An 11,822-nucleotide genomic window follows, 5' to 3' on the forward strand; every position below is an offset into this window, starting at 1 on the left:
CGCGCGCCCGCGCCAGCGCCCGCGCGGCCGCCTGCGCACCACGGCGGGCGAGTCCGGCGGGCGGCAGGCGGCGAAGCTCGCCAAGGGTGCGCAGGCCGAGTCCGGCGAGCAACTCCAGCGTGGCGGCGTCGCAGGCGTCTTCCTCGCTCAGGAGTTCGAGCGGCAGCGGGTCGAGCGCAGCGCGCCAGTCTTGCCCGGCGGCGTCGGTGGGGAGTGCCGCGTCGGTCGGGGGGCAGGAGAGGGCGGAAGGAGCGGCCGCCCGTGCAAGCCAGCGCGCGGCCAGTGGAGTGGGTGCGCAGGCCAGCAGGGCCGTGAAGCCCAGCTCGGCAAGGCCTTCGCGCAAGGCGGATTCGATCTGTGCCGTGCCACCGAACAGGCGCAGGCAGGAGGAGATCTCCAGCAGCACCGCGTCCGCTGCGGACAGGCTGATCCGCGGGCTGAAGCGCCCGGCCCAGGTGGCGATCTCGGCGAGGGCTTCGGCTTCGCGCGCCGGCTCGTGCGGTTGCAGGCGCAGTTCGGGCAGCAAGGCGAGGGCGCTCGCCGCACGCTGCCCCGGTTCGATGCCGGCCGCGCTCGCCGCCGCGCTGGCGGCCAGCACCCGGCCCCGGGGCGACAGGATCGCCAGCGGTGGGGCGGCGCGTACGCCGCGTGTGAAGACCTGCAGCGACAACGCCGGCAACAGGATCGCCAGCCACAACATGGAAACGCTCCGCGTCGAGGTGTTTGAATCGGTCGGCAGCGAGGGCTGCGGTTAGAGCGACGAAACGATTGCGGCGGGTGGAGGAAGGCCGCCGATCGCGACTGGCGTCGCTCCTACAGAAAACGCCGCGCTTCCGGTTTGCATGCAGGCGCGACGGGGGCGACGGTGGTGGATGCGGTAGGGTGGGAAGCTGCCGAGAGGGGCATCCGGGGGGATTGCCCTGCGCGGGATGCCTTCGGTACCGCGCTGGCCCCGGGCGGCAGGGCGAGCACGAGCGGCGCGGCGGCGAGCGGTCCGCGGCGCTTGAGGATGCGTAGCTGCAGGCCTTCGGGCTGCGGGGCGAGCGCAATCCGCAACACCGCCGGCGAAGGCTGACCGGCGACGCTGCCGGGACGGAAGAGGAAGAGCGGGGTGGCGCTTTCCTCGGCGGCCAGCTGCAGGCGGCGCAGTCCGGCATTGTCGATGCGCTGCGGCCACGCCAGCACGCAGGCGCAGCTGCCCGACAGCAGTGCCTGGCGTGCGGCCCACAGCAGGTCTTCGCGGCGCTCGGGGCGCACCACGAGCAGGCGCGCCAGCGGCACGCCTGCGTTCGCCAGCGCGGGAGCGTAGGGCAGCAGCGGCGGGGCGATGCAGACGATCCAGCATGCGGGCGGGGTGGCGCCGAGCAGCGGCAGCAGCAGGCTCAGTTCGCCGACGCCGGGGCGGTCGGCGAGGAGCTCGATGAGCGCCCCGGCCGGCCAGCCGCCGCCGGGCAGCTCGGCGTCGAGCGCGGAGAAGCCGGTCGGCAGCACCGCTCCTGCGGCGCCTGCGAGCCGGCTCGCCTGCCACACGCTGCCCGCAGGCAGGCCGGCGAGCACGCCATGCGTGCCGGTGGCGGCAGGAGCTACGGCGCGCAGCGACGCGTCGGCGTGGCGTTGGAGCGGGAGGGCCATGGCGGGTGCGGCATCGGCTCGCTCAGTGGTCCTTGCGGATCAGCCCCACCATGACGCCTTCGATGACCAGCGGCTCGCGGCGGGTGTCCACGACGATCGGGGTGTAGTCCGGGTTGGCGGGGAGGAGCTCGACCACCGGGCCCTTGCGTTGCAGGGTCTTGACGGTGACGTCGTCGTCCACCCGGGCGACCACGATCTGGCCGTTGCGCGCCTCGCTGTTGCGATGCACCGCGATGAGGTCGCCGTCGAGGATGCCGGCGTCGCGCATGCTCATGCCGCGCACGCGCAGCAGGTAGTCGGCCCTGGGCGAGAACAGCGCGGGGTCGAGCTGATAGCGCGCCTCGACGTGTTCGGCGGCGAGGATGGGGCTGCCCGCGGCGACGCGGCCGACCAGGGGCAGGCCGAGCGCCTCGGCCAGGCGGATGCCGCGCGCGCGCCCCTCCTCGAGCAGGATCGCGCCCTTGGCGGCGAGCGCGCGCAGGTGGGTCTCGGCGGCGTTGGGCGAGCGGAAGCCGAAGGCGGTGCACACCTCGGCGCGGGTGGGCGGGCGGCCTTCGGACTCGACGGTGGAGCGGATGAAATCGAGGATTTCCTGCTGGCGCGCGGTGAGGTTTTCGCTACGGGCGGTCATGACAGCCTCCATGGGATGGCTGTAATTTTAAACAGTCCCGCAGCGCTGGCAAGCGGAATTCAGGGCAGCAGCACCGCCGCCCCCTGCAGCGCGCCGCGGCGCAGGCGCTCGAGCGCCTCGTTGGCGTCCTCGAGGGCGAAGCGGACGACCTCGGTGCGTACCGGCACCCTGGGCGCGAGGGCGAGGAATTCGTCGCCGTCGCGGCGGGTGAGGTTGGCGACCGAGACGATGCGGCGCTCGCCCCACAGGATGTCGTAGGGGAAGGCGGGGATGGTGCTCATGTGGATGCCCGCGCACACCACCGTGCCACCCTTGGCGACGGCGCGCAGCGCGGCGGGGACGAGCTCGCCGGAGGGGGCGAAGATCAGCGCGGCGTCGAGCGGGTGCGGGGGGCGCTCTTCGCCCGCGCCCGTCCAGCAGGCGCCGAGCCGGCGGGCGAAGGCCTGGCTTGCGCTGTCGCCGGGACGGGTGAAGGCGTACACCTCGCGACCCTGCCACACCGCCACCTGGGTGATGATGTGGGCGGCCGCGCCGAAGCCGTAGAGGCCGATGCGGCGCGCGGCGCCCGCCATCTCCAGCGCACGATAGCCGATCAGGCCGGCGCACAGCAGCGGCGCGGCCTCGGCGGCGTCGAGCGCCTCGTCGATCGGGAAGCAGTAGCGTGCGTCGGCCACGGTGTATTCGGCATAACCGCCCTGGATCTGGTAGCCGGTGAAGCGCGCCGCGTCGCAGAGGTTCTCGCGCTGGCTGGCGCAGAAGCCGCAATGCCCGCAGGTCCACCCCAGCCAGGGCACGCCGATGCGCTGACCCGGCACCATGCCCGCGGCGTCGCCGACGCCTTCGCCCAGTTCGACCACGCGGCCGATGATCTCGTGGCCGGGAATCATCGGCAGCACCGGGTCGGGCAGCTCGCCGTCGATGAGGTGGAGATCGGTGCGGCACACGCCGCAGGCCTCCACCCGCAGCAGCACCTGCCCGGGGCCGGGGCGCGGCACCGCCAGATGCACCGCGCGCAGGGCCTCGCCGGGGCGTTCGAGTTGCATCGCGCGCATGCCGGCGGGGGGCTTGGCGGGGGCGTTCGGATGGGGCCGGGGCATGCTTGCGGTCTCCAGGACAGGCGGAACGATGGTGCGCTGCGACTTGAGTACGGCCCCGATCTGGGCTATTCGTTGGACACGGAGCCGCATCGCGGCACCCGACACGACGACAAGGAAAAGGGAGGAGACCCCCATGCTCGACCAGTCCGAAGCCTGCGGTCCCGGCGGTAGTGTTCGCCTGGGGTCTCGGCTAGAATCCGGCCCACATCAGGGAGAACACATGCTGCAGAGCGGAGACATCGCCCCCGCGTTTTCGTTGCCGGATGCCGACATGGAAATTTTCGACCTCGCGTCGGTGGCCGGCAAGCACAATGTGGTTCTCTACTTTTACCCTCGCGACAAGACCCCGGGCTGCACGCGTCAGGCCGCCGATTTCAGCGACCACGACGACGAGTTCGCCCGCTACGACTGCATCGTGGTCGGCGTGAGCCCGGACGATTGCCTGACCCACGCCGAGTTTCGCGACCAGGAAGGATTGTCGATCCGCCTGCTCTCCGATTCGGACACCGAGGTGTGCCGGCTCTACAACGTATGGCATGAGCGCGAAGTCGACGGGATGAAGAAGATGGGCGTGCGGCGGTCGACCTTCGTGATCGACAAGCAGGGCAGGATCCGCCACGCGCTCTACGATGTGACACCCCGCGGCCACGCCGCCGCGGTTTTCGAATTGGTCAAGGAACTGGAACACCAGCATGCAAAACGAAATCGTCAAGAATAGCGTGGTGACGCTGAAGTACACCGTGCGCGACCCCGAAGGCGCGGTGATCGACGACGGCGAGCACCCGCTCGTTTATCTGCACGGCGGCTACGATGGCATCTTTCCGCTGCTCGAAGAGGCCCTGCACGGCAAGAAGGTCGGCGAGCAGCTGCAGGTCAAGCTGCAGCCCGAAGACGCCTTCGGCGACTACGACGAGGAGCTGATCCTGGTCGAGGACGCCAAGCTCTTCCCGGACAACATCGAGATCGGCATGAGCTTCGAGCGCGTCTCCGAGGACGGCGAGGAAGACATGATCTACCGCATCACCGACATCGCCGACGGCAAGGTCGTGGTCGATGGCAACCACCCGCTGGCCGGCGTGGCGCTGGTGTTCGACGTCACCGTCGCCGAGGTGCGCGCGGCGAGCGCCGAGGAGATCACCCACGGCCATGTGCATGGTCCCGGTGGTCATCACCACCACTGATTGCACCGATGTCAGGACGGGGCCGCGCAAGCGGCCCTTTCGACATGTGGACGGCACCTGCGGCTGCGTGGTGCGTGTCAGGGGCCGTCCGCCTCGTCCGCGCCTCGTTCGCCTCTCTCCGCCTTCCTCCGCCTCGATCTGCTGCGGCCCTGCAAGGGTCGTCCCACGCGCATGAACGCTCCGCTCCCCGCCGATCTCCCTGAAGCCGCGACCGCTGCGCTGCTGCACGTCGAAGGACTGGGCGTGGCGATCGCGCGCACCGACGGCGAGGAGGTCCGCCCGGTCGACGGGGTGAATTTCGCCATCGCCGCGGGCGAGACCTTCGCCTTGCTCGGCGAATCGGGCTGCGGCAAGTCGATGACCGCGCTCGCGCTCGCCCGCCTGCTGCCCGACGGCGGCCGCATCGCCGCGGGCAGCGTGCGCCTGGGCGACGAGGACCTGCTCGCGCTGCCCGAGGCGGCGATGCGGCGGGTGCGTGGCGGGCGCATCGGCATGATCTTCCAGGAGCCCGCCACCAGCCTCAACCCGGTGATGAGCGTGGGTGCGCAGATCGCCGAGGCGCTCGCCGCCCACGGCTTGCGCGGCGCGGCGGCGCGCGCCGAAGCCTGTCGGCTGCTCGCAGCGGTGGGCATCCCCGACCCCGAGCGCCGGCTGCAGGAGTTTCCCTTCCAGTTCTCGGGCGGGATGAAGCAGCGCGTGATGATCGCGATCGCGCTCGCCGGCCGTCCGCGCCTGCTGATCGCCGACGAGCCGACCACCGCCCTCGATGTCACCATCCAGGCCCAGGTGCTCGACCTGCTCGCCGAGTTGCAGCGCCGCGAGGGCATGGCGATGCTGCTGATCACCCACGATCTCGGCGTGGTCGCGCGCGTCGCCCACCGCGTGGGGGTGATGTATGCCGGTCAGGTGGTGGAGAGCGGTCCGCGCGAGGCCTTCTTCGCCACGCCGCTGCATCCGTATTCGCGCAAGCTCTTCGCCGCGCTGCCCGAGGCGGCCAAGCGCGGCGGCGCGCTCGACGCGCCCGTGGGCAGCGTGCCGCCGCCCGACCGCCACTTCCCCGGCTGCCGCTTCGCGGAGCGCTGTCCGGCCGCCTTCGACCGCTGCGACGAGGAAGTCCCCGTCTGGCATGCGGTCGGCACGCAGGCCGTGCGCTGCCATCTGTACGAAGGCGTTGCGATTCCGCGCCGGTTCGTGCGCGAGACGGCGGGTGCGGCCGATGTCGTCGCCGCACGCCCGGCGCAGAGCGTGCTCGAGGTGGCCGAGCTGGCGGTGCATTTCCCGGTACGCAAGGGTTTCCTGCGCCGCACCGTCGGTCACGTGAAGGCCGTCGACGGCGTGAGCCTGCGCCTGCAGCCCGGGCGCACGCTCGCGCTGGTGGGCGAATCGGGCTGCGGCAAGACCACCGTGGGCAAGGCCCTGCTGCGCCTGATCGAGCCCACCGCCGGCCGCCTATGGCTCGATGGCGAGCGCTACGACGCACTGCCGCTCTCGGCGCTGCAACCCCTGCGGCGTGCGGTGCAGATGGTCTTTCAGGACCCCTTCGCCTCGCTCGATCCGCGCATGCGGGTGGGCGAGATCATCGAGGAGGGCCTGGCTGCGCTCGGCGTCGGCGCCGACCACCGCGCGCGCCAGGCCCGCGTGACCGAACTGCTCGAGCGTGTGGGGCTGTCGGCGGAGATGCGCTGGCGCTATCCGCACGAGTTCTCCGGCGGTCAGCGCCAGCGCATCGCGGTGGCGCGTGCGCTCGCGGTGGCGCCGCGGGTGATCGTGTGCGACGAGCCCACCAGCGCGCTCGACGTTTCGGTGCAGGCGCAGCTGCTCAACCTGATGCGCGAGCTGCAGCACGAGCAAGGCCTCGCCTACCTCTTCATCACCCACAACCTCGCGGTGGTGGAGTACCTCGCCGACGAGGTCGCGGTGATGTATCTCGGTCGCATCGTCGAGGAGGGCCCGATCGAGCGCGTGCTCGGCGTGCGCGCCCACCCCTACACCCGCGCGCTGCTCGCGGCGGTGCCGCGGATCGAGGGCGCGGGCGGCGCGGCACCGGACGTGGGGGGCACAGGCGTTGCGGGCGGGAGCACGGCGACCCCCGGCACGATCATGGCCGAGCTGCCGTCGCCGCTCGCCCCGCCGAGCGGCTGCCATTTCCATCCGCGCTGCCCATACGCCACCGACGTATGCCGGATCCGCTACCCCGCGCCCGCCGACCTCGGCCAGGGCCACCGCGTGCGCTGCCACTGGCCGCTAGCGCTCCGCTGACACCGGTTTTCTTGCAGGAGCGACGCGCGTCGCGATCGCGCGAGCGTTCAAGCGCCTGCGCTCGTCGAGGCGCTGCAGTCGCGACTGGCGTCGCTCCTTGTGCAGGGGGCGCGAAGCGCGGTGGGAGCCCCGGGACTCCATGCCCCCGCCGCCAGGATCAGCGCTTCTTGCTGCGCTTGGTGCTGCGCTTCTCGCCCGGGCGTTGCCTGGCCTTGGGCGACTTGAGGTGAGGCTCGCCGCTGCGGGCCTGGCTGGTGTTGAGCTTGAGGCCCGGTTGGCGGGCGGCGGTGGCGGCGAACGGGAGCAGGCTGGTCACCTCGAGCGCACCGTCCGGGTCGATGCCGTCGGGCACCAGCAGCGAATGGCCTTCGCCCGGCTGGCTGCCGGGGCCGAGGCCGTTGAGCCTGCGCAGCTCGGCCGAGCTCAGGCCATGGCGGGCGGCGACCGCCTCGAGGGTCTCGCCCGCGGCCATCACGTGCATCCGCCATTCGCCGTCCTCCTCGTCGAGCTCGGCGAGGCCTTGCTGCAGCTGCTCGGCGCGGTCGGTGGGCACGATGAAGATCTGCCCGGGCGTGGTCACCGCGGGGCGGTTGAAGCCCGGGTTGAGGGCGAGGAACTCGTCCAGCGGCATGCCGGAGAGCTTCGCCGCGGTGGCGAGGTCGACCCCGATCGGTGCCTCGACGCTGACGAAGTGCAGCTCGTTGGCGACGTAGGGCAACTCGAAGTGGAAGAGCTCGGGCTCGGCGACGATGTTCTTGATCGCCTGCAGCTTGGGCACGTAGTTCCGCGTCTCGTCGGGCATGCGCAGGTGCTCGTATTCGAGCGGCAGGCCGTCCTCGGCGTTGCGCTTGAGCGCGCGCTGCACCGCGCCTTCGCCCCAGTTGTAGGAGGCGAGCGCGAGGTGCCAGTCGCCGTGCATCTCGTAGATGCGCTGCAGGTAGTCGAGCGCGGCGTTGGTCGAGGCGATCACGTCGCGGCGCTCGTCCACCCAGTGGTCCTGGGTGAGGTTGTAGTGCTTGCCGGTCGAGGGGATGAACTGCCACAGGCCGGAAGCGTGCGCGCGCGAGTAGGCCATCGGGTTGTAGCTGCTCTCGACCATCGGCAGCAGCGCGAGCTCGGTCGGCATGCCACGGCGCTCGAGTTCGTCGACGATGTAGTAGAGATAGCGCCCGCCGCGCTCGAAGACCTGCTTGAGGAAGCGCGGGCGGTTGAGGTAGAAGCTCTGCTGGTCCATCACCCGCTGGCTGTCGAGGTCGGGCATGCCGAAGCCGCGGCGGATGCGATCCCATATGTCGTTGGCGTCGCGGGTGAGATCGAGCGTGAGCACGCGCGCCGTCTCGGGCGCGGACGTCGCTACCGCGGCGCTAGCGGCGGTGTCGCTGGCGGTGAGGGTGGCCGGGGCCGCCGTCACGTCACGGGCGGACGCGGGAGAGGCGAGGGCGGCAAGGGCGAGGGCGCAGGCGCAGACGGCCAGCAGCGGGCCATGCCTGCGGCCGCCGCGGGGCTGGGCGGCACAAGAAGCGGAAGAGGTCATCGGGGCTCAGAAGCGGTCCTTCCAGGCACGCAGCGCGGCGAGGCATTCGAGCGCATCCTGCGGGCGGCTGCCGGTGTGCGCGGCGACGGCCTCGATCACCCCGGGCTGGTCGCAGCGCAGGAAGGGGTTGATCGCCAGCTCGCGGGAGACGGTGCTCGGCAGGGTGGGTTCGCCGCGTGCGCGCAGCGTCTCGCAGTGCGCGGCCCAGGCGTCGCGTTCGACGTTCTCGGGCTCGGCCGCGCGTGCGAAGGCCAGGTTGGACAGCGTGTATTCGTGGGTGCAGAACACCCGGGTGTCGGGGGGCAGGGCGGCCAGGCGGGCGAGCGAGTGCTCGAGCTGGGTCGGCGTGCCTTCGAAGAGCCGGCCGCAGCCGGCGGAAAAGAGCGTATCCCCGCAGAACACCAGGCCCGGCTCGATGTCCATGCCGACGTAGGCCACATGGCCGGCGGTGTGCCCGGGCACGTCGAGGACGCGCAGCGCGATGGCGGGCGCGGGCAGGTGGATTTCGTCGCCGTCGGAGACGGCATGGACGACGCCCGCGATCGATTCGCGCGCGGGGCCGTAAACCGGTACACGGTGGCTCGCCACCAGCGCGGCGATGCCGCCGGTGTGGTCGGGGTGGTGGTGGGTGACCAGGATCGCGCCGAGCACGAGGCCGTGCTCGCGCAGGGCTTCCTCGACCGGGGTCGCGTCGCCCGGATCGACCACCAAGGCATGGCGGCCGTCGTGGACGAGCCAGATATAGTTATCGCGGAAGGCGGGAACGGGGATAATGTCCATCCCGCGAATTGTGAGGACCTGAGTGCCGATGTCAATCCTCCGGCTCGAGGAATGGCTGCAGACCCCGCAGGGGCGCTACCTGCTCGACTGGGAGCAGGACGGACTGGACCGCCTGGTGGCGGACATTTTCGGCTATCACGCGGTGCAGCTCGGGCTGTCCGGATTCGATTTGCTGCGCGCCAATCGCATGCCGCGCCGGATCGATTGCGGCCCGCAGGGTCGCGACCTGCGCTGCAGCGAATACGAGCTGCCCTTTGCCACCGGCAGCCTCGACCTTGTGCTGCTGCCGCATGTGCTCGAGTTTTCCGCGCACCCGCACCGGGTGCTGCGCGAGGTCGAGCGCGTGCTGGTGCCCGAGGGCAGCGTCGTGATCAGCGGCTTCAACCCGCTCAGCCTGTGGGGCCTGCGTCGCCTGATCGCGCGCCGCGGCGCGGAGGCGCCGTGGAGCGGGCATTACCGCTCGGCGATGCGCATCCGCGACTGGCTCAACCTGCTCGGCTTCGAGATCCAGGAGAGCCGCTTCGGCTGTTACGCCCCGCCGCTGCGCACGCCGCAGTGGCTGGAGCGCTGGGGCTGCCTCGACCGGGCTGGCTCGCGCTGGTGGCCGGTGCTGGGCGCGGGCTATCTGCTGCACGGGGTCAAGCGGGTGCAGGGCATGCGGCTGATCACCCCCCACTGGCGCGGCCGCAAGGCCGCGGCCAAACGACTTTCGCCGGTCGCCCAGCGCGACGGCTCGACGAGGAACATGCAGTAACGATGGAAGAAGTGGATATCTATACCGACGGCGCCTGCAGCGGCAATCCCGGACCCGGCGGCTGGGGCGCGATCCTGCGCTCCGGATCGCACGAGAAGGAGATCTGGGGTGGCGAGCCGGCGACGACCAACAACCGCATGGAGCTGCTCGCGGTGATCCGTGCCCTCGACGCGCTCAAGCGCCCGGTGGCGGCGCGAGTTCACACCGACAGCCAGTACGTGCAGAAGGGGATCTCGGAGTGGATCCACGGCTGGAAGGCGCGGGGCTGGAAGACGGCCTCGAAGGAGCCGGTCAAGAACGCCGACCTGTGGCGGGCGCTCGACGAGGCGGCATCGCGCCACCAGGTGAAGTGGTTGTGGGTCCGCGGCCACAATGGCCACCCCGAGAACGAACGCGCCGACGCGCTCGCGCGCCGCGGCGTGGACGCGGTGCGCAAGTCCGGCGCCGCGGTGCAATGCTGAGCGGGAGCGTGCAATGAGACAGATCGTCCTCGACACCGAAACCACGGGCCTCGACTGGCGCAACGGCGACCGCGTCATCGAGATCGGCTGCGTCGAACTGCTCGACCGCAGCCTCACCGGCCGCCACTACCACGTCTACATCAACCCCGGGCGCGGCATCGACGCCGAGGCGGTGGCGGTGCACGGCATCACCGAGGAATTCCTCGCCGACAAGCCGAAGTTCGCCGATATCGTCGCCGACTTCGAGGACTTCGTGCGCGACGCCGAGCTGGTGATCCACAACGCGAGCTTCGACGTCGGCTTCCTAGATGCCGAACTCGAGCGCCTCGGGCGCGCGAAGCTGGGTGCGCTGTGCGCCGGGGTCGTCGATACGCTGAAGCTCGCCAAGGAGCAAAACCCGGGCAAGAAGGCTTCGCTCGACGCGCTCTGCGACCGCTACGAGATCGACAACGCGCACCGCGAACTGCACGGCGCGCTGCTCGACGCGGAACTGCTCGCCGAGGTCTTCCTGGCGATGACGCGCGGCCAGGAAAGTCTCATGATCGGGCTCGACGAGGAAGCCGCGCCGCGGGAGTCCGACAGCGAGGGCGCGCCCGTGCTGCGCGCCGCGGTCCGGGTGTTGCGTGCGAGCGCCGACGAATGCGCCGCCCACGATGCAGCGCTCGCCGACATCGCAAAGGCGAACAAGGGGCTGTGCTTGTGGTTGCCTCCGGAGCCGGCGTCGGCGGGATGAGCGCCTGGCGGCTGAGCCCGCCGTGACTTGCCACGCCCCTGCAGATGCGGGAGCGTGCGCCGGCGCTCATGGAAGGCGATGCAAGTCGTGATCAGGGCGCATGGGATCTGCGACGGCGCCATGGAAGCGCCCGCTCGCGACTCGCATCGCTCCGCAGGTGCCCCGCAGCGCACCGGTTTCGTGCACGAGGACGCTGAAGGCTAGCGTTCGTCGCGGCGGACCTTCTCCAGGCCCTTGAGGATGTCGTGGCGGGAAATCTGCCCGATCAGGCGCGCGCCCTCGACGACCGGCAGGATGTGGTGGTTCCTGGCAAGGAAGAGTTCGATCGCGTCGATCAGGCTGGCACTGGCGCGGATCGAGACGACGTCGCGGTTCATGAAGTCTTCCACCTTCCCTTCGTCGCGGCGGAAATACGAGGCGTCCAACGCCGCCTTGAGGCAGTCCTTCTCGGAGAGGAAGCCGATGAGGCGTCGGTTTTCGTCGACCACCGGCGCTCCGGAGAGGCCGCGCTGGAGCAGCAGACGGACCGCCTTGAGCAGATCGGTGTCCGGCGAGAAGGCGAGGTGGTCGCCGACCATGTAGTCCTTGACGAGAAGGGAGCCGAGCATCATGTCTCCGGGGAATCAGTGTGGTTGTTCGGCCTGCGCCGCCATCATGCGGGCCTGGCGCTTCGAGCACGGCTTCTTGCAGCCGAACTCGCAGTCCTGACCCATCGAGCCGAGCCCGCCACAGCTGCCGGAGATCGGCTTTCGCCCCCAAA

14 protein-coding genes are annotated in these 11,822 nt (G+C 70.9%); 6 read left to right on the forward strand and 8 right to left on the reverse strand.

Annotated elements, in window-relative coordinates; all coding sequences use genetic code 11:
* The 4 genes from C665_RS14970 to C665_RS14985 form a co-directional block, all read right to left on the reverse strand.
* A partial coding sequence (locus tag C665_RS14970; protein WP_004320357.1) for a Y-family DNA polymerase occupies positions 1 to 700 on the reverse strand: 700 nt, incomplete at its 3' end.
* Positions 701 to 813: 113 nt separating this feature from the next.
* A complete protein-coding gene (gene imuA / locus C665_RS14975) occupies positions 814 to 1,632 on the reverse strand; it encodes a translesion DNA synthesis-associated protein ImuA (RefSeq protein WP_004320358.1) in 819 nt (272 codons plus the stop codon).
* 22 nt (positions 1,633 to 1,654) lie between these two features.
* Entirely contained in the window at positions 1,655 to 2,263 is a 609-nt protein-coding gene (lexA, locus tag C665_RS14980) for a transcriptional repressor LexA (protein ID WP_004320360.1), read from the reverse strand.
* 59 nt (positions 2,264 to 2,322) lie between these two features.
* Positions 2,323 to 3,360 (reverse strand): zinc-dependent alcohol dehydrogenase family protein, encoded by a 1,038-nt coding sequence (locus C665_RS14985; RefSeq protein WP_231570673.1) that lies wholly within the window; start codon positions 3,358 to 3,360, stop codon positions 2,323 to 2,325.
* Between the two features lie 220 nt (positions 3,361 to 3,580).
* Between C665_RS14985 and C665_RS14990 the strand changes: the two genes are divergently transcribed.
* From C665_RS14990 to C665_RS15000, 3 genes are all read left to right on the forward strand, one after another.
* Positions 3,581 to 4,078, forward strand: a complete 498-nt coding sequence (locus C665_RS14990) for a peroxiredoxin (protein ID WP_004320365.1) — start codon at positions 3,581 to 3,583, stop codon at positions 4,076 to 4,078.
* Positions 4,053 to 4,541: an FKBP-type peptidyl-prolyl cis-trans isomerase gene (locus tag C665_RS14995; protein WP_012585468.1), complete on the forward strand. Its 489-nt coding sequence runs from the start codon at positions 4,053 to 4,055 to the stop codon at positions 4,539 to 4,541. Before C665_RS14990 ends, C665_RS14995 begins: the two co-directional genes overlap by 26 nt.
* Positions 4,542 to 4,712: 171 nt before the next feature.
* Positions 4,713 to 6,800 (forward strand): ABC transporter ATP-binding protein, encoded by a 2,088-nt coding sequence (locus C665_RS15000; protein ID WP_004320371.1) that lies wholly within the window; start codon positions 4,713 to 4,715, stop codon positions 6,798 to 6,800.
* Positions 6,801 to 6,957: 157 nt separating this feature from the next.
* Here C665_RS15000 and C665_RS15005 read toward each other — a convergent pair whose 3' ends face one another.
* On the reverse strand, positions 6,958 to 8,334 hold the full coding sequence (locus C665_RS15005) for a transglycosylase SLT domain-containing protein (protein ID WP_012585467.1): 1,377 nt from the start codon (positions 8,332 to 8,334) through the stop codon (positions 6,958 to 6,960).
* A 6-nt stretch (positions 8,335 to 8,340) separates the two neighbouring features.
* Positions 8,341 to 9,114, reverse strand: coding sequence for a hydroxyacylglutathione hydrolase (gloB, locus tag C665_RS15010; RefSeq protein ID WP_004320376.1), 774 nt, complete (start codon positions 9,112 to 9,114; stop codon positions 8,341 to 8,343).
* A gap of 28 nt (positions 9,115 to 9,142) precedes the next feature.
* Here gloB and C665_RS15015 point away from each other — a divergent pair, with 28 nt between their 5' ends.
* Genes C665_RS15015 through dnaQ form a run of 3 tightly spaced genes read left to right on the forward strand, consistent with a single transcriptional unit; the run spans position 9,143 to position 11,062 of the window.
* Positions 9,143 to 9,868, forward strand: coding sequence for a methyltransferase domain-containing protein (locus C665_RS15015; RefSeq protein ID WP_004320379.1), 726 nt, complete (start codon positions 9,143 to 9,145; stop codon positions 9,866 to 9,868).
* A 2-nt stretch (positions 9,869 to 9,870) separates the two neighbouring features.
* Positions 9,871 to 10,329, forward strand: a complete 459-nt coding sequence (rnhA, locus tag C665_RS15020; protein WP_004320382.1) for a ribonuclease HI — start codon at positions 9,871 to 9,873, stop codon at positions 10,327 to 10,329.
* 13 nt (positions 10,330 to 10,342) lie between these two features.
* The gene (gene dnaQ, locus C665_RS15025; RefSeq protein WP_004320384.1) at positions 10,343 to 11,062 is read left to right on the forward strand and encodes a DNA polymerase III subunit epsilon; all 720 of its coding nucleotides are present in this window, start codon (positions 10,343 to 10,345) and stop codon (positions 11,060 to 11,062) included.
* Positions 11,063 to 11,262: 200 nt separating this feature from the next.
* On the opposite strand, the gene C665_RS15030 is transcribed toward dnaQ, so the two are convergent.
* Both C665_RS15030 and nqrM read right to left on the reverse strand, forming a co-directional pair.
* Complete coding sequence (locus C665_RS15030) at positions 11,263 to 11,670, reverse strand: CBS domain-containing protein (RefSeq protein WP_012585463.1); 408 nt, start codon at positions 11,668 to 11,670, stop codon at positions 11,263 to 11,265.
* A 15-nt stretch (positions 11,671 to 11,685) separates the two neighbouring features.
* Positions 11,686 to 11,805, reverse strand: coding sequence for a (Na+)-NQR maturation NqrM (gene nqrM / locus C665_RS21300; RefSeq protein ID WP_281054728.1), 120 nt, complete (start codon positions 11,803 to 11,805; stop codon positions 11,686 to 11,688).
* Positions 11,806 to 11,822: the final 17 nt, after the last annotated feature.

The sequence above is a fragment of the Thauera aminoaromatica S2 genome (assembly GCF_000310185.1).
GTDB lineage: Bacteria > Pseudomonadota > Gammaproteobacteria > Burkholderiales > Rhodocyclaceae > Thauera > Thauera aminoaromatica.

Excerpts from the sequence above, each read along its gene's own strand:
- imuA (WP_004320358.1), bottom strand. The coding sequence starts at position 1,632 with ATGGCCCTCCCGCTCCAACGCCACGCCGACGCGTCGCTGCGCGCCGTA.
- lexA (WP_004320360.1), bottom strand. The coding sequence starts at position 2,263 with ATGACCGCCCGTAGCGAAAACCTCACCGCGCGCCAGCAGGAAATCCTC.
- C665_RS14985 (WP_231570673.1), bottom strand. The coding sequence starts at position 3,360 with ATGCCCCGGCCCCATCCGAACGCCCCCGCCAAGCCCCCCGCCGGCATG.
- C665_RS14990 (WP_004320365.1), top strand. The coding sequence starts at position 3,581 with ATGCTGCAGAGCGGAGACATCGCCCCCGCGTTTTCGTTGCCGGATGCC.
- C665_RS14995 (WP_012585468.1), top strand. The coding sequence starts at position 4,053 with ATGCAAAACGAAATCGTCAAGAATAGCGTGGTGACGCTGAAGTACACC.
- C665_RS15000 (WP_004320371.1), top strand. The coding sequence starts at position 4,713 with ATGAACGCTCCGCTCCCCGCCGATCTCCCTGAAGCCGCGACCGCTGCG.
- C665_RS15005 (WP_012585467.1), bottom strand. The coding sequence starts at position 8,334 with ATGACCTCTTCCGCTTCTTGTGCCGCCCAGCCCCGCGGCGGCCGCAGG.
- gloB (WP_004320376.1), bottom strand. The coding sequence starts at position 9,114 with ATGGACATTATCCCCGTTCCCGCCTTCCGCGATAACTATATCTGGCTC.
- C665_RS15015 (WP_004320379.1), top strand. The coding sequence starts at position 9,143 with ATGTCAATCCTCCGGCTCGAGGAATGGCTGCAGACCCCGCAGGGGCGC.
- rnhA (WP_004320382.1), top strand. The coding sequence starts at position 9,871 with ATGGAAGAAGTGGATATCTATACCGACGGCGCCTGCAGCGGCAATCCC.
- dnaQ (WP_004320384.1), top strand. The coding sequence starts at position 10,343 with ATGAGACAGATCGTCCTCGACACCGAAACCACGGGCCTCGACTGGCGC.
- C665_RS15030 (WP_012585463.1), bottom strand. The coding sequence starts at position 11,670 with ATGCTCGGCTCCCTTCTCGTCAAGGACTACATGGTCGGCGACCACCTC.